Source organism: Virgibacillus pantothenticus, from assembly GCF_018075365.1.
Classification (GTDB): Bacteria; Bacillota; Bacilli; order Bacillales; family Amphibacillaceae; genus Virgibacillus; species Virgibacillus pantothenticus.
Map to the genome: position 1 here is coordinate 1258505 of NZ_CP073011.1, position 21352 is coordinate 1279856.

At 37.7% G+C, this 21352-nt stretch carries 20 protein-coding genes; 17 read left to right on the forward strand and 3 right to left on the reverse strand.

The genetic code is table 11. The annotated features are described in order from the left end of the window. Positions 1 to 64 precede the first annotated feature (64 nt). The 5 genes from KBP50_RS05900 (at position 65) to KBP50_RS05920 (ending at position 4939) form a co-directional block, all read left to right on the forward strand. The gene (locus KBP50_RS05900; RefSeq protein WP_050353418.1) at positions 65 to 1678 is read left to right on the forward strand and encodes a putative polysaccharide biosynthesis protein; all 1614 of its coding nucleotides are present in this window, start codon (positions 65 to 67) and stop codon (positions 1676 to 1678) included. A gap of 11 nt (positions 1679 to 1689) precedes the next feature. Then, on the forward strand, positions 1690 to 2400 hold the full coding sequence (locus KBP50_RS05905; protein WP_050353417.1) for a pseudouridine synthase: 711 nt from the start codon (positions 1690 to 1692) through the stop codon (positions 2398 to 2400). A 158-nt stretch (positions 2401 to 2558) separates the two neighbouring features. Then, positions 2559 to 3023 carry an RNA 2',3'-cyclic phosphodiesterase gene (gene thpR / locus KBP50_RS05910; protein ID WP_082240994.1) on the forward strand — a complete coding sequence of 155 codons (465 nt, stop codon included), beginning with the start codon at positions 2559 to 2561 and terminating at the stop codon, positions 3021 to 3023. Continuing rightward, positions 2998 to 3933 (forward strand): NERD domain-containing protein, encoded by a 936-nt coding sequence (locus KBP50_RS05915; protein WP_128743524.1) that lies wholly within the window; start codon positions 2998 to 3000, stop codon positions 3931 to 3933. The genes thpR and KBP50_RS05915 overlap by 26 nt, the downstream gene beginning before the upstream one ends. A gap of 175 nt (positions 3934 to 4108) precedes the next feature. Beyond that, positions 4109 to 4939 (forward strand): phosphotransferase family protein, encoded by an 831-nt coding sequence (locus KBP50_RS05920; protein ID WP_050353415.1) that lies wholly within the window; start codon positions 4109 to 4111, stop codon positions 4937 to 4939. Here the strand turns inward: KBP50_RS05920 and KBP50_RS05925 are convergent. Beyond that, positions 4914 to 5201, reverse strand: a complete 288-nt coding sequence (locus KBP50_RS05925) for a YtzH-like family protein (protein WP_050353414.1) — start codon at positions 5199 to 5201, stop codon at positions 4914 to 4916. The two genes, KBP50_RS05920 and KBP50_RS05925, sit on opposite strands and share 26 nt — an antisense overlap. A gap of 77 nt (positions 5202 to 5278) precedes the next feature. On the opposite strand from KBP50_RS05925, the gene trmB reads away from it, so the two are divergent. After that, on the forward strand, positions 5279 to 5932 hold the full coding sequence (trmB, locus tag KBP50_RS05930; protein WP_050353413.1) for a tRNA (guanosine(46)-N7)-methyltransferase TrmB: 654 nt from the start codon (positions 5279 to 5281) through the stop codon (positions 5930 to 5932). A 404-nt stretch (positions 5933 to 6336) separates the two neighbouring features. Then, positions 6337 to 7200 (forward strand): YtnP family quorum-quenching lactonase, encoded by an 864-nt coding sequence (locus KBP50_RS05935; protein ID WP_050353412.1) that lies wholly within the window; start codon positions 6337 to 6339, stop codon positions 7198 to 7200. Between the two features lie 193 nt (positions 7201 to 7393). Here the strand turns inward: KBP50_RS05935 and KBP50_RS05940 are convergent, their stop codons facing one another. Further along, the gene (locus KBP50_RS05940) at positions 7394 to 7708 is read right to left on the reverse strand and encodes a PepSY domain-containing protein (protein ID WP_050353411.1); all 315 of its coding nucleotides are present in this window, start codon (positions 7706 to 7708) and stop codon (positions 7394 to 7396) included. Positions 7709 to 8060: 352 nt separating this feature from the next. Here KBP50_RS05940 and KBP50_RS05945 point away from each other — a divergent pair, with 352 nt between their 5' ends. Beyond that, positions 8061 to 9128, forward strand: coding sequence for a M42 family metallopeptidase (locus tag KBP50_RS05945; RefSeq protein ID WP_050353410.1), 1068 nt, complete (start codon positions 8061 to 8063; stop codon positions 9126 to 9128). Positions 9129 to 9141: 13 nt separating this feature from the next. Further along, the gene (locus tag KBP50_RS05950; protein WP_050353409.1) at positions 9142 to 9672 is read left to right on the forward strand and encodes a DUF84 family protein; all 531 of its coding nucleotides are present in this window, start codon (positions 9142 to 9144) and stop codon (positions 9670 to 9672) included. 268 nt (positions 9673 to 9940) lie between these two features. On the opposite strand, the gene KBP50_RS05955 is transcribed toward KBP50_RS05950, so the two are convergent. Continuing rightward, the gene (locus tag KBP50_RS05955; RefSeq protein WP_050353408.1) at positions 9941 to 10381 is read right to left on the reverse strand and encodes a YtoQ family protein; all 441 of its coding nucleotides are present in this window, start codon (positions 10379 to 10381) and stop codon (positions 9941 to 9943) included. A gap of 686 nt (positions 10382 to 11067) precedes the next feature. On the opposite strand from KBP50_RS05955, the gene KBP50_RS05960 reads away from it, so the two are divergent. The 8 genes from KBP50_RS05960 to KBP50_RS05995 all read left to right on the forward strand — a co-directional run bounded on the left by KBP50_RS05960 (position 11068) and on the right by KBP50_RS05995 (position 20826). Then, positions 11068 to 11385, forward strand: a complete 318-nt coding sequence (locus KBP50_RS05960) for a thioredoxin family protein (protein ID WP_050353407.1) — start codon at positions 11068 to 11070, stop codon at positions 11383 to 11385. 30 nt (positions 11386 to 11415) lie between these two features. Next, positions 11416 to 12225, forward strand: a complete 810-nt coding sequence (locus KBP50_RS05965) for a DUF1444 domain-containing protein (protein WP_050353406.1) — start codon at positions 11416 to 11418, stop codon at positions 12223 to 12225. Between the two features lie 17 nt (positions 12226 to 12242). After that, positions 12243 to 12845 (forward strand): YtpR family tRNA-binding protein, encoded by a 603-nt coding sequence (gene ytpR / locus KBP50_RS05970; RefSeq protein ID WP_050353405.1) that lies wholly within the window; start codon positions 12243 to 12245, stop codon positions 12843 to 12845. 1091 nt (positions 12846 to 13936) lie between these two features. Beyond that, positions 13937 to 16552, forward strand: a complete 2616-nt coding sequence (locus tag KBP50_RS05975; protein ID WP_050353404.1) for a DNA translocase FtsK — start codon at positions 13937 to 13939, stop codon at positions 16550 to 16552. A 319-nt stretch (positions 16553 to 16871) separates the two neighbouring features. Further along, on the forward strand, positions 16872 to 17984 hold the full coding sequence (locus KBP50_RS05980) for a nicotinate phosphoribosyltransferase (protein WP_050353403.1): 1113 nt from the start codon (positions 16872 to 16874) through the stop codon (positions 17982 to 17984). 207 nt (positions 17985 to 18191) lie between these two features. Beyond that, positions 18192 to 19493 carry a UDP-N-acetylmuramate--L-alanine ligase gene (gene murC / locus KBP50_RS05985; protein ID WP_050353402.1) on the forward strand — a complete coding sequence of 434 codons (1302 nt, stop codon included), beginning with the start codon at positions 18192 to 18194 and terminating at the stop codon, positions 19491 to 19493. A gap of 481 nt (positions 19494 to 19974) precedes the next feature. Further along, positions 19975 to 20379: a DUF948 domain-containing protein gene (locus KBP50_RS05990; RefSeq protein WP_050353401.1), complete on the forward strand. Its 405-nt coding sequence runs from the start codon at positions 19975 to 19977 to the stop codon at positions 20377 to 20379. 24 nt (positions 20380 to 20403) lie between these two features. Next, positions 20404 to 20826, forward strand: a complete 423-nt coding sequence (locus KBP50_RS05995; RefSeq protein ID WP_050353400.1) for a YtxH domain-containing protein — start codon at positions 20404 to 20406, stop codon at positions 20824 to 20826. The last annotated feature ends 526 nt before the right edge of the window (positions 20827 to 21352 follow it).

Sequence of the window (21352 nt, forward strand, 5' to 3'; positions counted from 1 at the left end):
TTTGAAAAACGAATTACATAATATAGTAGCTTTTTATTAAATGTTGATAAATGCAGGTGAAAAAATGTCGAATATAGTACGTGGAACGATATTGTTAACAGGAGCAACTTTTCTGTCTAAATTATTAGGAATGGTTTATGTCATTCCCTTTAATTCATTAGTTGGTGCAACTGGTGGGACGCTTTTTTCCTTAGCGTACACACCTTACAATATATTTATTAGTATCTCTACTGTTGGAGTGCCATTAGCTGTATCCAAGTTTGTTTCCAAATATAATGCTGTTGGGGATTATGAAACAGGAATGCGCATGTTCCGTACTGGAATGAGATTGATGGTTACAACCGGGATATTAGCTTTTTTTGTACTGTTTTTTAGCGCCGATTTGTTGGCGGCTGGAATGATTACGAGCGAAAATGCTGAAGCAATATCAAGAACAGATGTAGCTTTTGTTATTAAGATGGTAAGCTTTGCATTGATTTTAATTCCCGCTATGAGTATTGTTAGAGGCTTCTTTCAAGGATATCATTCGATGGGGCCTACAGCTTTATCACAAGTGATGGAACAAATTGTACGTATCTTTTTTATCTTAGCAGGATCATTTGTTATTGTTAATGTTTTAGGTGGGTCCATTATTGCCGCTGTTGGATTTTCGACTTTTGCAGCTTTCCTTGGAGCAGTCGCTTCCTGTGTTGTATTATGGGTTTATTGGCAAAAACGAAAACCGTATATGGACAGACAACGGAAGCAGCAAATATATATGTATGATATTCGCACACGTGATATGTTAAAAGAATTATTTCGCTATGCGGGACCGTTTGTTTTGGTCGGCTTAGCAACTCCTTTGTACCAATTGATTGATCAATTTACTTTTGAAAGGGCAATGGTAGCTAGTGGCAGGGAAGATTTATGGTCTTTTACATATTCGGTTGTGAATTTCTACGGTCATAAACTGGTTATTATACCTGTCACAATTGCAACGGGCTTATCTTTAGCCATATTGCCAGAAATGACAAAAGCATTTACGCAAAAAAATAATCAGCTGTTAAAGAAGCAAATTAATCAGGCACTGCAAATTGTAATGTTTCTAATTCTTCCTGCTGTTGCTGGACTTTCTCTGTTATCTACAGAAGCGTATGGCGCATTATTTGGTTTGGAGCAAATTAAAATTTCAGGTGAACTGCTTGCCTGGTATGCTCCTGTCGGTTTGTTCTTTGGGCTTTTTACAGTTACCTCATCTATTTTACAGGGCGTTAACCAACAACGGTTTGCGGTTATTAGTTTATCGGCAGGTGTGCTCGCAAAACTATTGTTAAACATACAGCTTATTTATATGTTCGGTGCAAAGGGTGCTATTTTAGGAACAGCATTAGCTGCAGGTATTGCTACTGTACTTAATTTATGGTGTATCCGGTCAGCAACCCACTTTTCCTATAAACCATTAGCTAAGCGAACGATATTAATATTGATTTTCATAGCAATAATGAGCGGAGCGATCGTTTTAGGTAAATATTTGCTAGGTATAGCAGTACCAGAAACGCGTTTGGGGATGATGCTCACATTAATTGTATGTGTCTGTTTAGGTGGATTTGTTTACTTATGGTTGGCTTATGCTTCAACATTGTTAGAAAGAGTGCTTGGAAATCGAATTCGGTTTTTAGATAAAATTTTCCGGCGATAGGAGAGTAAAAAATGCGGCTTGATAAATTTTTAGCCAATGCTGGAATTGGAAGTAGAAAAGAAGTAAAAGCATTGCTTAAAAAACGACATGTTACGGTGAACAATAAGGTAATAAAAGATAGCTCTGCTCACGTTGATCCCGATAACGATACGATAAAAGTAAACGAGGAGCTTGTTCAATATCAAAAATATATCTATATCATGTTACATAAACCACCTGGTGTAATTTCAGCAACCGAGGATAAAAAAGAAAAAACAGTCATTGATTTGTTGCCGGCGGAGTTACAAAATTTTCGTCCATTTCCTGTCGGGCGGCTTGATAAGGATACGGAAGGATTGCTGATATTAACAAATGATGGACAACTAGCGCATGAATTATTATCTCCGAAAAAACATGTGCCCAAAACATATTTTGCAAAGATTAAAGGTGAGGTAACAGAAGAAGATTGTAAAGTTTTCGCTAATGGAGTTACGCTGGATGATGGTTATATAACTAAGCCTGCAACATTAAGCATTTTGCAACAGGGAGAAACGTCAGCGGTAGAGATTACTATAACGGAAGGTAAATTTCATCAAGTTAAACGAATGTTTTGCGCCGTCGATAAACAAGTACTATATTTAAAACGAACTAGGATGGGGAAACTACTACTTGACGAGGCGCTTAAAATGAGTCAATACCGAGAATTAAACACAGAAGAATTAAAATTACTGTATGAAACTTAAAGCGAAACAGCCTTGAACGAATATAGGCTTTTACAGGAGGCTAACGATGTCACAACAGCCACATTATTTTATTGCTATTCCATTATCTAAAGAAGTGCAAGCTGCTTGCCGTGAGGAGCAAGCAGTTTTAAGGTCTAAACAAGCAGTGGGTACATGAGCTGGATTTTCATATTACTTTAAAGTTTTTAGGACCGGTGTCCGATAGTAAAGTATGGGAATTGGTGAAGAAGTTGCAGACAATTTCTTTCTCTCCCTTTTATGTACAAGTAGGCGGTATCGGTACTTTTGGCTCTACTGATAAACCTCGCGTTATCTATTCTGCTGTACAATCTACCGAGGCTTTAACAGATTTAGCGAATCAAGTGCAGTTTGTAGCGGTACAAACGGGGTTCTCATCGGAAGAACGGCCATACATTCCTCACATCACATTGGCAAAGAAATGGGCCGGCACTGGAAGCATGGAAAAAGAAATAGCCCAGACGAAATATATGAACCATTCAATCATCCGGTTATATGTTGATCGCTTTGTACTATATCAAATTTTTCCAAAGCAACAACCAAAATACAAAGTAAAAGCTTGTTTTAAAGCGTTGGGAGGTGAAAACACTGGCGCAACTGATTAAATTACAAGATTATATTTCCCGGTATGAGTGGAGCCCCTATCGATATCCCAGTCAATTTATTCGCTTGAAAAATGAAAACTGGCACCAGTTAAAAGATATGTGGGAAAAAGCAGCTAATAGCTCTGTGGATCATACTGAAATGATGCAAGAAGCAAAGGAACATCCGCGCTGGAAGTTGTGGAAACGCAAAACAAAAGCAGTTGATGTAGACCACGAAGAATATACTGCTGATCTTGATCTTCCTGAAACAGAGCAAGGGCTAAAGCAATATTACTTAGACAAATTATTACACTTACAAATGAAATGGGCTACTTCAACGGTAACCGATATTTCCTTTGTTGATAAGAAATGGACAGAAGATAATGAGATTAAATATTTTTTACAACGGTTTCCAGACACGTATTTATTTTTGTATTACCCTATTTTCACAATTAAAAAAGCTCCAGTAGAGTGCGAAATTATTTTGATCTCTCCAATAGGCATTGAAATCATCTGCCAATTAAGGGAGACTACTGGGGCAATGATAATAGCACAAGATGCACGGACGTGGATCGTTGAAAAGGAAAATAGCAGGGGGAAATTGTTAAATCCACACATTGCTTTAAAACGAACGGAGAACATTATAAAAGGAATACTTTCTCATTATCATTTAAATTTCCCAATTACGAAAACCATTCTAGCTAAATCCAATCCAGTTCAATTTTTAGCTGAGCCGTATCAGACGAAAATTATTGGGAAACAGCAATACGACAGCTGGTTCTCGCAAAAGCGAAATATGACTTCTCCATTAAAAAACCAGCAGTTAAAAGTAGCGGAAGCATTATTAAAACATGTACAAACAACTTCGGTAAAACGCCCGGAATGGGAAGAAGAACGAAACCCATTTGAATTTGTTGAAGAAGAATCTTAACGCTGGTCCGATTCCTGATTAGTAACTTAACAACTAACAGAAAAAACGGATTTTCTTCAAAATTTTTCCTGAAATGTTAATTGAACAAATCACTAGCTATTCAGATTTGTATTTTTGGATAGATATAGATAAAATATATTATTGAACGCTAAAATTTGAAAGATGTGAGGAATTTATGGTGAACTGGCTGAAGCGAGTTCTAGGTAGTGAGTGGGAAGTAGCTCCAGCAGGTGGGCTTACGGGAGACGCTTACCTGGCAACGAAGGATAACCAGCGATTATTTTTAAAACGTAACTCATCCCCGTTTTTAGCTGTTTTATCGGCAGAAGGGGTTGTACCGAAGCTAATTTGGACGAAAAGAATGGAAAATGGTGACGTCATTACAGCCCAAGAATGGCTGGAGGGAAGAGAATTAAAACCAGTAGAAATGCAACATTTACGAGTTGCAGACTTATTACGAAAAATTCACCAGTCCTCTGAATTGTTGTACATGCTTATGCGCTTAGGAAAAAAACCCATTACTTCAGATGAAAGTTTCGATACAATCAAAAAACGTTTATTACAAATTGATTTAAATCATACACATGAGCAGATCAATCTCGCATTAACCAACTTAGAAAAATTGCTTCCTATTACGAGGAAGCAAAAATTAGTCGTGTGCCATGGTGATTTAAATCATAATAATTTACTATTAACCGAAGAAGGGAATTTATATCTTATCGATTGGGATAATGCGTTAATTGCTGATCCAGTTATCGATTATGGAATGATTTTAAATTCGTATATACCACAAGAAAATTGGCACGAGTGGTTAAGTCAGTACGGTATTGCAACAGACAGTCACCTGCTAGGTCGGATGCATTGGTATTTATTACTTGATTCCCTTCATTATTTATGTTGGCATAAAGAACGTGATGAAGGTGTTAAATTTGTAGATCGTTTGCACGAGCTGCAAGTATTAAATAATCAAATAGGGAATTTTAATTTAGATTTGTTTGATGAATAGCATCAATCCATGCCGCTAACTGCTTATTATTCGCCGTGATGTGTGCTTCTATATCTCGTGAAGATTCCCCGTTTTTTCCGTAGTGGTATATTTCAGGTAGTAATGTATGCAGTTGTTGATCAGTAATCGAGCTGTTTTGCATGAGTGACTTCACTAGCCTAGTAATTTGTTGATATTCAGAAACGCTTCCACAACAGTCGCTGTGATGCTCATCTAATAAATCCATAAGCAAGGTTAGTTGGTTATTTGTGTTTAGTTCCATCTTCAAATCACCTCTAATCATAGTATTGTTCATTTATTCATTTCTATACTCGTATACAGAAAGTGAGGCTTACATATATGCGTCAACGTCATAAGCCGTGGGCAGATGATTTTTTACAGGAACATCCGGACACGGTTATTTCCAATCCGGTCAGTTATCGTGGCAGATGGAAGGATGTGTTTGCAAATGATGCACCCATCCATCTTGAAATTGGAACAGGAAAAGGACAATTTATCGTCGAAATGGCGAAACAATACCCGAATATTAATTTTATTGGCATAGAGGTGGCGAAAAGTATTATCGTTACTGCTGCCCAAAAGGTACTAGTTTCGGAGCAGCTAAATATTCGTTTGTTGCATGTCGACGCTGAACGTTTAACTGAACTGTTTGCAAAAGATGAATTAACCAAAATTTGTTTAAATTTTTCTGATCCTTGGCCAAAAAACCGACATGAGAAAAGGAGATTGACATACTATACTTTTTTAGATAAGTATAAAGAAGTTTTGCGTCCGAATGGCGAAATTATTTTAAAGACCGATAATATGGGGCTATTTGAATATTCATTAGCAAGTTTTTCGCAAAATGGAATGAGAATTGAAGAAGTGAATCTTGATCTGCATGAAGCTGATGACTCCACAAATCGTATGACAGAGTATGAAGAGAAGTTTACAGCAAAAGGTCAGCCGATCTATCGTTGCCGTATCACATGTAATCACAAAGGAAACAGTTAACAGCTTGGCGAGTTCGTTAAATGCTCGCTAAGCTATTTTTATGCAAGAATAAGAAAGTATAAACTTAGGTGCTTATGGATAACGAAATAACCGACTAGCCACGTCCGGCTCCATCGCCCAGCAACTAGGCGACTTCACGAAATCGCCCTACGATAAGTCATCATCGGTTCGTCGCCTCACCGTGATTCCTTTATCTCAGTTGATTCGTTCCATTCGCTACGTTGCTAAACGGGCGCTTGCGCCTTTGTTCATATGTTTTTTAATAAAAGTAATTCGTTGTCATGTCATCGCTTTAAATTAATAATAAAGCAGAATTTACGAAAGGTATGTCGTCCTGTTAGAATAGATAAAAGATGTTTATTTTGAAAGCGATTGCTTGATTGGTGATTTAGGGAGGGGACTGTATGGAGAAATTAAAGGTAGGGAGAGCAACTTTAACATGGCTGAAGGGAGGTGTAACGAATCTGGATGGAGGTGCGATGTTCGGAGTCGTGCCTAAAGTACTGTGGCAGCCAAAATACCCAACGAATGAATTAAATCAGATTACATTGAGGACAGATCCAATCTTATTGCAGCTAGATGGAAAAAATTATTTGATTGATAGCGGGATTGGTCAAAATAAGCTATCTGAAAAGCAATTACGTAATTTTGGTGTTTCGGAACAGTCACAAGTCATGAAAGACCTAGCAACGCTTGGGTTATCACCAAATAACATTGATGGTATGTTAATGACACATATGCATTTTGATCATGCATCCGGCTTAACCAATTTGGTTGGCGATATGTATGAATCTGTATTTAAACAAGCCGTTATTTATACATCTGAAAAGGAATGGGAGGAAATGAGGCAGCCTAACATTCGATCAAAAAATACTTATTGGAGGAGAAACTGGGAAGCGATTACGGAACAAGTTCAGACATTTACGAATGAAATCATGATCACAGATGGATTGAAAATGGTACATACTGGTGGTCATAGCAATGGGCACAGCATCATTGTTTTCGAACAAGATGATACATGCTGGATTCATATGGCGGATATTATGCCAACTTATGCACACCAAAATAAATTATGGGTATTAGCGTATGATGATTATCCGGTGACATCTGTTCATCAAAAAGAAAAATGGATGGATTATGGATATCGAAAACAGGCGTGGTACACATTTTATCATGATGCGTATTATCGGGCGATTAAGTTTGATGAATCAGGTGAGCGGGTTGACCAACTGGAAAGAAAACAGTCTCCAAATGAAGTTCATCGGTGATCGTTATCGAGACAGCCAATTGCCTATAACTCGATGGCTATCTTGATTTAAGGGGCAGATCTTGCATTAGTGTGGGATCTGAAACATCAAGTTGTTTGCTTGAAGCTAATAATAAACCAAATAAGCGAACAATAGCATTTGTAGGCTAGCTTTCGCTTATTTGGTAAAGATATCAAGAAAATGTTAAAATGGTCTATGTTGTTTGCACAGCATCAATAACAGCACCAGTTTCCACATCTACATAAAATTCATACTGCTTGTTCTCTCCGTCGAGATTACGGGTAACTCCACCACGGTAAGCGTCATACAAAAGGCCGTTTTTTTCCACTTCCTGAGGTTGCATGTAAATCCAAGAACCACTGATTGGGCCTTGTTTCTTAAACGTTTCTTTTGCTTGTTTTAACGCTTTTTCAGGTGTAACCTTTTGCATTTGGTCTATTTGCTGCTTTGCAAAATAGCCAACAGCAACTCCAAGTCCAGCTGCAATAATTGCTTTTTTTACACTCATGAACTACTCACCTCTTGCTCTCAAATTAAATTCTTCGTTTTTTTCTTATATGCTAGTATATCGTATTTGGAATGAAATAGAAAATAAAAAACAGGATGGCTTTAAGAAAATAGAGTGGGTAAAAATAGAATGCCTGCATATAGCCTGCATATATGCCATTGTAAAATTCACCCTGAGATTTTTATTTTTCCCTTTGTACATCATTACTAAACAAGGGCTTTCGTTTTTGTTTGTAAATGCTCTTACTGTCATACCTTTGATCTATTTCATGTTGAAAGGAGGAATACTGGAAATCTATTCGCGGCTTCAAGTATACTAATTAATATACATATAATTGAAGGTGGGATACGGCATGAATGAAGAGACGAAGTCATTGTTTAAACAATTGACAGAGCTTCAAGGGGCACCAGGGAATGAACATTTGGTGCGTAGGTTTATGAAGCAAGAATTGTCCAAGTATGCAGATGAAACGATTCAAGATAATTTAGGCGGAATTTTTGGCGTGAAAAAAGGTTCCGGGCCGAAAGTTATGGTGGCGGGTCATATGGATGAAGTAGGATTTATGGTGACACAAATCACAGATAATGGCATGCTACGCTTCCAGCCTTTAGGCGGTTGGTGGAATCAAGTACTACTCGCCCAGCGGGTTCAGATCATGACAGACAATGGGCCAATTATTGGTGTAATTGGATCTATTCCACCTCATAATTTAACCGTTGAGCAACAAAAGAAACCAATGGAAATAAAACATATGCTTATCGATATCGGTGCGGATGATAAAGCAGATGCAGAGAAAATTGGCATTAAACCAGGACAGTCGATTGTTCCTTTAACCCCGTTTACTCCTATGGCAAATGATAAGAAAATTTTGGCAAAAGCCTGGGATAACCGCTATGGGTGTGGTTTAGCGATTGAGTTATTGAAAGAAGTACAACATGATACCTTGCCGAACGAGTTATATGCTGGGGCAACGGTGCAAGAAGAAGTTGGCTTGCGTGGTGCACAAGTGGCTGCGCATAAGATCCAACCAGACATATTTTTTGCTTTAGATGCTTCCCCTGCTAATGATATGTCAGGAAAAAGGGAAGAATTTGGTCAGTTAGGTAAGGGCGCGTTATTACGGATTTTTGACCGAACAATGATTACCCATCAAGGAATGAAAAACTTTGTTTTGGATACTGCCGAAAGCAATCATATTCCGTATCAGTATTTTATTTCTCAAGGCGGAACTGATGCAGGAAGAGTACATGTAGCTAATAATGGTATCCCTTCAGCAGTAATAGGCATATGCTCACGCTATATTCATACATCTTCGTCTATCATACATGTGGATGATTATGCTGCTGCTAAGGAATTACTCATTAAGCTTGTGAAAACAACGGATCATACAACATTGGATAATATCCACCGTTCTGTATAAGGGAAGAGTGTATATGAAAATCGTAATTGGCTCCATGAACAAAGCAAAAATTCAAGCTGTTAAAGAAGTTTTTCCAGAAGCAGTTATTGTAACAGAAGATGCCGATTCTGGTGTATCAGCACAACCTTTTTCCGATGAAGAGACGAGACAAGGAGCTATTAACCGTGCTCTTTCCTGTCTAGACACTCAAGATGCTACATTTGGAATCGGTCTTGAAGGCGGTGTTATGTTTATAGGTAACCAATTGTACCTTTGTAATTGGGGAGCATTAGCATTCTCTGACCAGCTGTATACTGCTAGCGGAGCCCGAATTGCGTTGCCACATGAAATAACAGAACAGCTTATTCAGGGTAGAGAGCTCGGAGATGTAATGGATGAATTTGCAAAACGGAAGCAAGTTCGACAGCAGGAGGGAGCTGTTGGCATATTTACATCGGAACGGATTTCCAGACGAAGCATGTTTCGTCATGTAATGGAATTATTACGCGGCCAATGGGAATTCACTAAGGAAAAAAAGGAATCTAAGTATCGAACAAGGCGTTAGCTTTGTAAAATGTATATGGAGAGTGCCAAATATTATTTTTAGGTGGAGTATGTACCTTGTGAAAAGCCTGTAGATTGTTTATACTACAGGCTTAAAGCTTTTTTTCATGTAATTAGCAGTAAACTTTTCCCTTACATCCTATGAGGTGAATCCAATGAGCATAAGTGTGAGCTCTAACTGCAAGTCAAATGTTCGTTTCTGTTTTAGAGGCTTAAGGTTCATAGCTATGATGCACTACAACCCCGAGTACCCACGGATTGAGCTTCTCTTATTCGAAAATGTAGTGGATGACATCTAACGCTTGTTCTACGGTTTCAACGGTTACATTGGCCTTCTCTGACAATTCTTTCAAAGGATGTATAAGAGACTTGGGGCGAATGATAATGGTTGGTTTATTTAACGTAATCGCCTGACTGGCATCCATTGCTGTATTCCATTGTTTATAGCTTTCACCAAAGAGGGCAATAACAATATCTGATTTTTTCATCAACACTTCTGTACGAAAATTATTAATGCGCGAAGCGGCCTCGTCTTTGTATATAGGCTCAGGCTGTTTACCTAAAATGGCTTCACCGATATTATCAGATCGTTCATGATTGGTTTGTGGAGCAACAAAGTGCAAAGGTAATTTTTTAGCTTCTGCTAAGCGTTTTACCTCTTCGCGCCAATCGTCGTGAATTTGACCAGCTAAATAGACAGTAAGTTCCATATTATCTCCTCCTTGCATGATTACATCTATCGTAAACGAAAACGACATGTTTGAGAAGTATTCCGCTACTGTTTTATAGTTAGTGGGAAGTTAACAAGTTAAATCGTTTCAATTTGTCTCCATTCATAGTAAGATAGGTGATGAAAAATAGCTGCCACTTGGGAAGGAAATTGTATAAAGCTATTAGTAAAACTGGCCTTAAACATTGGTATACCAGCACTAATTAGCACTGCCAGCAGCACAAAAATTTGAAGAAGAGGCGCTTACTGAAGCGCAACAAGAAGTGCCTTCAACAGTAATGATAGTCTACAGGAAAATCATTCGTTTGGAAACACACCATCACATATGGAAATCACACAAAAGGAAACCAATAATCTGGTTTTAGATAATAATGATTAGACTCTCTTGGGGTATATAATGTAAATGAGGCAGCGGAAAAGTCAGTTAAATTATGGAACGGCAAAGCGGGATGATAGCTTGTTGCTAGAGTCCTTTTCTACAGATTATCATTTTGATTATTTACGAAAATTGAAAAGAGTGCAAATGAAGTTTAAGTTGGTTTCGTCGGAGCGAAAGTAACTCTTTGCTAACAAAAAAGATTTTGCAGGAAATGCGAAGAAATGATGAAGATAGCTAAATCAATCGCTTTTAATGAATTGAGAACAGTACTAAAGGAGTGGATAATAATGGAAGCATTAACGAAACAAGATTCATTTACAGACGTGATTAACAAGGAACGGGTCGTTCTTTACTTTACAGCAGGGTGGTGCCCAGATTGTACGGTAATTGAGCCTGTACTACCAGAAATTGAAGCAGCCTATCCAGCATATTCGTTTATTAAAGTAGACCGAGATCAATTCATTGATGTTTGTCAGGAATATGAAATATTTGGAATTCCTAGCTTTATTGCGTTTCAAAATGGGAAAGAGGTTGGACGATTTGTTAGTAAAGACCGTAAAACGAAGGAAGAGATCATGAATTTTATGAACCATCTTCCAAGCTAAAGGATCCTGCATAAGTAAGGAGAGAGCAGTATGCAAATGACAAGCTTAAAATTAAAAAAAATATTGGACGAGCGTTTCCAAAATCCGGACTGGTATACCATGTATAATCGGGATAAGGACAATTTTCGAATTGAGTGGAGATCGTCTAAGCAAGGGATCACCATTACTTTACCAAATGTCGTTGCTAAGTATAATCAAAAGGGAGAAGCGGTTATTGATGAGTTAGAGGAGCACGTAAAAGAAGCGTTGCGAATTATGAATGAAGACCAGCAATTGGAAGGAATGGAAAAACAAATTTTTCCTGTCATTCGTTCCACATCTTTTCCCACAAAAACAAATGCGAATAACCAGCTTATCTACAAAGAGCATACAGCAGAAACGCGCATTTTCTACGCCATTGACTTAGGAAAGTCATACCGTTTAATTGATCAGCCACTGATTGAAAAAGAAGGTTGGTCAGAAACGCGGATTGACGAAATTGCGTCTTTTAATTTGCGCTCACTGCCAGTGGATTATAAACATGACCGAGTAGCAGATAATGATTTTTATTTTCTAGCTTCCCAAGATGGGTACGATGCAAGTAGAATTTTAAATGAAGCATTCTTGGAAGAAATGAAGGCGAACAGTAAAGGGGAAATGGCAGTTGCTGTCCCACATCAAGATGTATTGATTGTAGCTGATGTCCAAAATAAAACGGGTTATGACATTTTAGCTCAAATGACGATGAAATTTTTTGCGGAAGGGAGAATTCCAATTACTTCCTTGCCAATGATTTACGAAGAGAAGCAGTTAGAACCAATATTTATTCTTGCTAAAAATAGACCCGAAACTGACAACTAAAGAAAAGGATGAGATAAATGGACGTGTTTTACAATGCTGATGGTATCGGAGATGTACTGATTATACCGCTGCAAGAAGGTGACCGCTACCAAATTCAGCACCAACAAATAGGTGATATTGTTCGAATTACAGATAATCAGAATAAAGTGATAGGATACAATATTTTTCAAGCTTCTACTCATTTTTCTTTTTTACAAACAGGAAAAATAACCTTAACAGAAGAAATGTTAGCTGAAATAAAGCAACTATTTGAAGCAAATCGAATAGACGATGAGCTAAATTTTGATTTAAGTCCTAAATTTGTGATTGGCTATGTTAAAGAAAAACGACAACATGAAAACGCAGATAAATTGAGTGTTTGTCAAGTAGATGTAGGTGATAAAGTATTACAAATCGTTTGTGGAGCCCCTAATGTAGCTACTGGCCAACATGTTGTTGTGGCAAAAGCTGGTGCAACAATGCCAAGTGGTTTAAAAATAAAACCAACTGAGCTAAGAGGGGTACCTTCTAACGGTATGATTTGTTCACAAAAGGAATTAGGTTTGCCAAATGCGCTAAAAGAAAAAGGAATATATGTTCTTGATGATTCCTATGAAATTGGATCAGCTTTTAACATATAGAATATAAGCAAAAAAACTAATTGTTGATAGTAAAGAAAACAGGTGATCTATTCTGATCGCCTGTTCTAAAATGGACGTCATTAAGCTTGTACAAAATAAATAGATTTAATTTTTATGATAGTACAAAAGACTTGCAAACGAATTAGCATAGCTTTTAAATTTGTATTCTTCAGTTAGATTTGCTTGGTCATATTTCCAGTTGCGACTTCTGATTCTCCACCTGCCCACTTTTTGATATTCGAAAATCAATGGAGAAGTTATAAATGCTTGCTTTAGAATTTGTTTTTACATTATCCATTTTTTAAAGAAAGTATAAAATTTGTTGCTTTGGGATAAGGGAATAACTGAATAGCCACGTCCGGCTTCAGCGCCCAGCAACTAGGCGACTTTAGAAATGCGCCCTACGATAAGGCATCATCGGTTCGCGGCAAAGAGGAAGGCCGACTAAAACCGGGCTTGCCGCTCAGGCGTCGGCATACCCCTGTTTTTAGTGGCATGATTCCTAAATCTTTAGTTGATTCGTTCCATTCGCTACGTTGCTAAACGGGCGCCCTGCGCCTTTGTTCTCTCGTATATAAGGTGCTGCAATACTTTCGCTTCAAGAGTTGGATAAATCTTGTACTGCCACAAGGCTAAGTGGGAGATAACTCACCTAAATGCCCTATTTCGTAAGAGGTCTTTGGTCATGCCATTACGTACTAACAATCAGTGGGGGATGAATGAAACCACACACTGATTGAAAATTACTTTATAAAGCGTAATCGTTGCGCAAAGGGTCTATCTTTAATATGGTTCCAGACTATTCACAAAATTCATTTATGCTGAACCTTAAAACGCTCCTTATCATGTTGGAGTAGTTTAGATTTTCAATTTCTTCCTCAACATTAAATCATTTCTTCAACTTCTCATTTGAAGCGTAGTTCGTTATACAGCTTCAATTGTTTCGATGTTTTTTTGACGCTAAGTTTGAGCAATAATAAGTGATGACGATGCTATATTATGGCTCCAAATTAGAAATGATTTTCAAAAATGATTTAAAAACTGCTACAATGAAGAAGAACAGTTTTAATACAAAGAAAGAGTGAGTAAATATGTGGGATAATTGGAAGAAAAAAATCAAGCGTCTTTTTACAAATGATGATGAAGACCACTACGATGAACATATACATATGCAGCAGCCAGAAAACCATCATCCTGAGGCTAAAATGATGTATCAATATCCTGCAAAAAAATCGTTTCGTTTTCCTGTTATTCCCGACTTGGGAGAGGAGACGGAACAGCGCAATAGGAATAATCTATTAAAAGACCATGAATTTGAAAATTCGAGCAAGCAAAGCCTGCAAAAAGTAGGGAAATGGGAGGAAAATTACACAAAACGAATGGATGATGATACATCTACATACGAAGTGCCTGCATTTAAGCGAAGAGGTGTTAAAACTTCTGAATATCGACGCCGGGATAACTCGGATGTATATAAGCATGAACAATCAGGAGCAAAAGTATACAAAAAAAGTCCTAAAAAACCATTTCAACCGACAGAAGTACCTTCGCCCATTTATGGATTTCATCCACGGAATAAAAATAAAAATAAATTTATTGAAGAAACTCCAGCAAATCAACGGAAGCGGCAAACTGAATTTGTAGGAGAAGCGAAAGAAAAAATAGAACTTCCCCAATCAAAACCAGAAAGCCACGCTAAAGAGATAGATGAAACTCCGGCTTATCAACGTAAACAAGATGCTGAAGTAGTAAGAAGTACAGAGGAATGGGGAGAAGTTCAATCACAAGAAGAAAGTTGCGTTAGAGAGAGCGAGGATACTCCTACGTACCAACGAAAGCAACATACAAAAACGGCAATAGGTATGAAAGAAGAGATAAAACCTTATACAACACCTGAAAAGAGGGAAAACGATACTAATTCGGATGCAATCAATAAAGATGCTGTTCCGCCCCAATCTATATCTGTTCAAGAACAACAAAAGCAGCAGGAACAAGAAAAACAACTAGAAGAAGCAAAGCAACAAGCTGCGACAACTTTATCAAATGTGGAACAAATAGCCGAAGAACAAACGAATTCAACGAATGTAGAACCCAAACGTGAAAATCGTTTATCACATCGTCGACGACAGCAGCAAGCGGGTAAAACTACTGTTCCATTTAACGTAATGATGACGCCTAGAGATAAGAAGAACTTATGGGATCGAACAAACCAAAACCGCGCTCAAGAAGGCAAGGATAAGCAAAAGCATGTTCAAACGGTTGATGCAATAGAAAAAAAAGAATCAGAGCAAGAGCCTAAAAAGCCAATGCCGCTTCACTTATTAAATGACGTGGATAACGATGCCTCTAAAGATAAGGCATGGATGGATGAACAGCAGCAATTACTTGAGCAAACCTTAAAGTATTTTAATGTACAGGCAAAAGTAGTAAACGTTACTCAAGGTCCTGCTGTTACAAGATTTGAAGTGCAACCACAGCTTGGAGTTAAGGTGAGTAAGGTAAAAAATTTAAGTGATGATTTGAAACTAAATATGGCTGCAAGAGATATCCGGATTGAAGCCCCAATTCCTGGTAAGAATACAATTGGAATTGAAATACCGAATCCAAAGCCCCAAATGGTTGGCTTGCAAGGCGTTTTTGAAACAGAAGCATTCCAGAAAAGTGACTCGCCGTTAACAATTGCTTTAGGATTGAGTATAGAAGGAGATCCTCTAATCACGAATATACAGAAAATGCCGCATGGTTTAATTGCTGGCGCTACTGGATCAGGAAAGAGTGTGTGTATCAATACCATTTTAATCAGCCTACTATATAAAGCCCACCATGAAGAGGTGAAATTTTTACTTATCGATCCTAAAATGGTAGAACTAGCTCCATATAATGGTATTCCTCATCTTGTTTCTCCAGTTATTACCGATGTGAAGGCTGCTACTGCTGCATTAAAATGGGCTGTTGCTGAAATGGAGGAGCGTTATGAAAAATTCGTTCATGAAGGAGTTCGTGATGTAGAGCGATATAATGAAAAAATGACCAAACAGCAGCAACCTGATAACAAGCTGCCTTTTATTGTCATTGTTATTGATGAGCTAGCGGATTTAATGATGGTTTCTCCACAGGATGTAGAAGATGCAATTAGCAGAATTGCGCAAAAGGCTAGAGCTTGTGGCATACATCTTTTGTTAGCAACACAGCGTCCTTCTGTAGACGTTATTACTGGTTTAATTAAAGCTAATATACCTACACGGATTGCTTTTAGCGTGTCTTCCCAAGTCGACTCGCGAACAATTCTTGATACGAGTGGTGCAGAGAAGCTTTTAGGAAAAGGAGATATGCTATTCATTGAGAATGGCTCAGGAAAAAGCGTTCGTTTACAAGGTCCGTTTGTATCCGATGAAGAAATTGATCGTGTAGCAAGCTATGTAAGAGGAATTGCACCACCTAATTATTTGTTTGAACAAGAGCAGTTGCTGGAACAAATTCATACAGAAGAGGAAGAAGATGAACTACTACAAGATGCTATTTTATTCGTGCTCGAGCAGAATGGAGCAAGCACGTCTTTGTTGCAACGCCATTTTAAAATAGGGTACAATCGAGCTGCTAGATTAATTGATACACTGGAACAACGAGGAATTATCTCGGGACAAAACGGCAGTAAGCCAAGGGAAGTTTTAGTTACGTTAGCTCAAGTGGAGGATATGTTACTGTAATATAATGTAAAGAGTGCACTCCTCCCTCCTAGTTTGTAAATTTTTACAAGCAGGCATTCCTCCATAGGTTTTACCGAATAGAAGCAATGGTTTGTTTGTCCTTATGTTTACTATTGTAGACTATATTTTAAGACGATAATAACTTATATATAATAGCGGTGCTGTCTGAAACTAGTAACTTAGTGAACATGATGATCTTTGAAAAATGATAGCTTTTAGGGAACGACTTGCTCCTGTACCGAATAGTAATTCTTGTTTCCAACACGATTTTTTTATATGATATGTTTAATGATCACATATAAGGGAGAAAACAAACACTATGAAGGAAATTGAACAAAAGCTGAATGGGAAAATTGAACGTTTAACAAATAAAACGTTCAAATTTGATGACCGGATTAAGGATGGCTGGTTTTCGGCGGTGTATTTTTTAAAAACAAAGGAGATAGCAGCAAAAAAATTGCCCAACAATCAAGTGACAATGCAGTTCTTTCAAAAGAATGATGCTGTCTTATGTGGGACAGATGAAGCGATTGCTTTATTACATAAATTTGCAGATAATCCAGAGACACTTGAAATCTATTCTTTGAAGGATGGAGATAAAGTCAGACCATACGAATCTGTCTTAACCGTATCAGGCGGTTATCATCAGTTTGGTTATTTAGAGGGGATTATTGATGGGATCTTATCTAGAAGAACATCTGTCGCAACGAATGTATATAATGTGGTAAAAGCGGCACGAACTTCAGGAAAACAAAAACCGGTCATTTTTATGGGAGATCGGGATGATCATTATACGCAGCAAGCCGGGGATGGATATGCGGCATTTATTGGCGGATCTACTGCTCAAGCCACACACGCGATGAATGAATGGTGGGGAAAAGAAGGAATGGGAACGATGCCTCATGCATTGATTCAAATGTTTCGTGGTGATATTGTTGCAGCTTGTAAAGCATATCATGAGCTATTTCCCGAGGACGATTTAGCTGCTCTAGTTGACTATAATAACGATGTGATTACGGATTCCCTTAAAGTTGCCCACGCTTTTGGAAGTGAATTAAAATCCGTTCGTTTAGATACATCACGTACATTAGTTGATAAATATTTTTTGCGTAACCATCATTTAATGGGGACGTTTGACCCAAGGGGAGTAAATCCAGAACTTATCTTTGCTTTAAGAAATGCGCTTGACGAAGAAGGGTTTTCTCACGTGAAAATCATGGTTAGTGGCGGTTTTACAGAAAAACGGATTGTAGAATTTGAAAAGCTTGGTGTACCAGTAGATATGTACGGTGTCGGCAGAAGTTTGCTTAAGCTAAATATTGGCTTTACAGGAGACAATGTTCTCTTAAATGGAACGCCAGAAGCAAAAGAAGGCAGGCGGTACCGACCAAATCCCCGATTAGAAAAAGTGCCGTACATCAAACAAAATTAAAAACATTTTTTACCAGAAAAATACGGTCGAAAAATCTCTGTAGCAAGAGTTATAGGAGAGATAAATCATACTCGATGAGAACTAACGGACTTTTTTAAAGAGCATGTTTTTATTTTCATCTAGAAATGGATTTGCTATAATAAAAAAAGCTGTGCAAAATAGATAAAAGATGATTGAATCCTTTTACAACAATTTGGAGGTTCATTTATGACAACTTACCATTTTATTGGTATAAAGGGAACAGGGATGAGTGCTCTCGCTCAGATCTTGCATGATTCAGGAGAAAATGTGCAAGGATCTGATGTAGAGAAAAGCTTTTTTACACAAGAAGCTTTAGAAGAAAAGAATATTCCGATTTACCCTTTTTCAGAAAGTAACATCAAAGAAAATCACACGGTTATCGCAGGCAACGCATTTTCTGATGACCATCTAGAAATAAAAGAAGCGAAGAGACTTGGAGTAACGTTCTATCGTTATCATGAATTCCTCGGGGAATGGTTAAAGCAATATACCAGCATTGCTGTAACCGGGGCGCATGGTAAAACATCGACGACTGGTCTATTAAGTCATGTATTGAGCAGTTCTTTTCCCATTTCCTATTTAATTGGTGATGGTACTGGTAAAGGACATGTAGATAGTAAATATTTTGTTTTTGAAGCTTGTGAGTATCGCCGCCATTTTTTACAATATGAACCCGATTATGCGATTATGACGAATATTGATTTTGACCACCCAGACTATTTTACAAGTATTGATGATGTATTCAACGCATTTCAGTCTATGGTGGAGCGGGTGAAAAAAGGAATTATAGCTTGTGGTGATGATGAACAATTGCAACGAATACAAGCAAAAGTTCCTGTTGTTTATTATGGATTTGCAGCCACTAATGATTTTCAAGCACAGAATATAACGGAAACGGATAACGGCACAACATTCGATGTTTTTGTCCGTAATACGTATTACGAATCTTTCTCTATACCAATGTATGGAAACCATAATGTATTAAATGCATTAGCAGTCATTGCTATTTGCCATTATGAAGGTATAAGTGCAGAATGTATGAAGCATCTTGCAAGTTTTGGCGGTGTTAAACGAAGATTTACAGAAAAACAAATGGAAAGTCAAATACTTATTGATGATTATGCACATCATCCAAAAGAAATAAATGCTACGATTGAGTCTGCTCGGAAGAAATATCCAAACAAATCCATTGTAGCCATTTTTCAACCACATACATTTACAAGAACCAAAACGTTTTTACAAGAGTTTGCTGATAGTTTATCGCAAGCAGATCATGTTTTCTTATGCGATATTTTTGGCTCTGCTAGGGAAGAAAGTGGTCAACTGACCATTCATGATTTACAAAAATTAATTGAGAATAGCTCCATATTGGAATTATCTCATACAGAAGCATTAAAAGAATTTCAAGATAGTGTGCTTATTTTTATGGGAGCTGGTGACATTCAGAAATTTCAGCAGGCGTATGAAAAAGTAGTAACAATGTCATAAACAAAAAGAAGAGTCTGAACCTAAACACAGGCTCTTTCATTTTATGGTTGACAGCTCAAATAGCTAATGATGCAAAGCCATCAATTATTTATTTCTTCGTCTAAGAGTAAGGTCATGTAGTGCATCGTTACACTTCGTTATTTTTCAGCATGAACAGAGAATAAATGGAATTGGAATTGGACAAGCTGATGAAAAACATAGTAAAAATAAAGGGATTTGGCTTTTGTTGTCGAATTACTTAAGTAAAGGCTTAATAGTATATATGTTTTATTTATAACATAGATGGGTAAGTTAACTTATATAAACAAGCAAGTAACCTGAAGGTCTATTGATTTCGATTTATCCTAAGTTGCTTTATTCGTAAGAAGTGAGCTAAATACAATGCTTTGATCTATTTGGTAAAGACGTTTCTTTAACTTAATCTATTTATAGCTTTTGTTACAGCATGGTAAAGAAGTGAATAAAGGAGTGATGAATTAATATGGAAATTTTAGCATATATTGCTGCTGCTATTGCAGCCGTAGCGTTTGTTGTTTTAGTGGTATATCTGGTGATTACGCTAAAGGCTGCCAGGGAGACGTTACATAATGTAGCAGAAACGCTAACTAGCCTTGAACAGCAAATGCAAGGGGTCACAAGTGAGACAACACAGTTACTAGCGAAAACAAATAAGCTAGCAGATGATATGAATCAGAAGTCAAGTAAATTAAATAGTTTATTTAATGGATTTAAAGGTGTTGGAGATACCGTCACGGAATTTAATCAATCTTTAAGAGATTTAACGAACAGTGTAGCGAAAGCAGCGAATAAGGATCCTGAAAAAACAACGCAGGCGATTAAGTGGGGAACAACTTTGATGGAATTATGGAAGAAAAAAAATAAATAATCACAGTAATAGGGAGGAACGAAAATGTCAGATAACCAATTCAGCAGTAAAGATTTTATTTTAGGGACATTTATAGGAGCAACCGTTGGTGCATTGACAGCACTTTTACTTGCGCCAAAAACAGGCAAAGAGCTTCGTGGAGATATTAATACAGGTGCTAATCAAGTTAAAAAGAAAGCATATGACTGGAAAGAAGTTGCACAGGAAAAAGGTGCCGACTGGAAGGATAAAGCATACACAACTGGTTCTGACTTGAAGAAAAAAGCGATGGATTCCACTTCTCAGATGACAAAGACAGCTGCGGAAAAAACAAAGGATTTAACGCAAAGTGTACAATCAAAACTTCAAGAGAAACGCAAAAAAGAAGACGAAGCATTAGAAGCAGCAGAGGAAGTTGCTGAAGCGATGGAAGATGTAGCTGAAGAATTGGATAACAATAATCAATAATGATATGATGGACAAAAAACCAGCACCTGTTTATTGCAGGTGCTGGTTTTTTATCGTTGTATAGGATACTATAAAATGATGTGCTTGTAGATACCCAAATAACCAACTAGCCACGTCTGGCTGCATCACCCAGCAACGATGCGACTTTAGAAATGCGCCCTACGATAAGGCCTCATCGGTTCGTCGCTAAGAGGAAGGCCGACTAAAAACGGGCTTGCCGCTCAGGCGTCGGCATACCCCTGTTTTTAGTGGCATGATTCCTAAATCTTTAGTTGATTCGTTCCATTCGCTACGTTGCTAAACGGGCGCCCCGCGCCTTTGTTCTTTCGGGAATGATGGGACTACTATGTTTATCCCGCATTCTCCCGCATATAAGGTGCTGTAAGGCTTCTACTTCAGGAGTAGGATAATCTGTGTACTGCAACAAAGTCTAAGTGGGAGATAACAGCACCGAAATGCCCTATTTCGTAAGAGGCCTTTAGGTCATACTGTTACGGTACTAACAAACCGTGAGGGATGAATGAAA

Coding starts and splice junctions, on each gene's coding strand:
- KBP50_RS05990 (WP_050353401.1), top strand. CDS start 19,975: ATGGAAATTTTAGCATATATTGCTGCTGCTATTGCAGCCGTAGCGTTT.
- KBP50_RS05935 (WP_050353412.1), top strand. CDS start 6,337: ATGGAGAAATTAAAGGTAGGGAGAGCAACTTTAACATGGCTGAAGGGA.
- ytpR (WP_050353405.1), top strand. CDS start 12,243: ATGGACGTGTTTTACAATGCTGATGGTATCGGAGATGTACTGATTATA.
- KBP50_RS05975 (WP_050353404.1), top strand. CDS start 13,937: ATGTGGGATAATTGGAAGAAAAAAATCAAGCGTCTTTTTACAAATGAT.
- trmB (WP_050353413.1), top strand. CDS start 5,279: ATGCGTCAACGTCATAAGCCGTGGGCAGATGATTTTTTACAGGAACAT.
- KBP50_RS05925 (WP_050353414.1), bottom strand. CDS start 5,201: ATGGAACTAAACACAAATAACCAACTAACCTTGCTTATGGATTTATTA.
- KBP50_RS05995 (WP_050353400.1), top strand. CDS start 20,404: ATGTCAGATAACCAATTCAGCAGTAAAGATTTTATTTTAGGGACATTT.
- KBP50_RS05940 (WP_050353411.1), bottom strand. CDS start 7,708: ATGAGTGTAAAAAAAGCAATTATTGCAGCTGGACTTGGAGTTGCTGTT.
- KBP50_RS05950 (WP_050353409.1), top strand. CDS start 9,142: ATGAAAATCGTAATTGGCTCCATGAACAAAGCAAAAATTCAAGCTGTT.
- KBP50_RS05965 (WP_050353406.1), top strand. CDS start 11,416: ATGCAAATGACAAGCTTAAAATTAAAAAAAATATTGGACGAGCGTTTC.
- KBP50_RS05945 (WP_050353410.1), top strand. CDS start 8,061: ATGAATGAAGAGACGAAGTCATTGTTTAAACAATTGACAGAGCTTCAA.
- KBP50_RS05905 (WP_050353417.1), top strand. CDS start 1,690: ATGCGGCTTGATAAATTTTTAGCCAATGCTGGAATTGGAAGTAGAAAA.
- KBP50_RS05955 (WP_050353408.1), bottom strand. CDS start 10,381: ATGGAACTTACTGTCTATTTAGCTGGTCAAATTCACGACGATTGGCGC.
- KBP50_RS05980 (WP_050353403.1), top strand. CDS start 16,872: ATGAAGGAAATTGAACAAAAGCTGAATGGGAAAATTGAACGTTTAACA.
- murC (WP_050353402.1), top strand. CDS start 18,192: ATGACAACTTACCATTTTATTGGTATAAAGGGAACAGGGATGAGTGCT.
- KBP50_RS05920 (WP_050353415.1), top strand. CDS start 4,109: ATGGTGAACTGGCTGAAGCGAGTTCTAGGTAGTGAGTGGGAAGTAGCT.
- KBP50_RS05900 (WP_050353418.1), top strand. CDS start 65: ATGTCGAATATAGTACGTGGAACGATATTGTTAACAGGAGCAACTTTT.
- KBP50_RS05960 (WP_050353407.1), top strand. CDS start 11,068: ATGGAAGCATTAACGAAACAAGATTCATTTACAGACGTGATTAACAAG.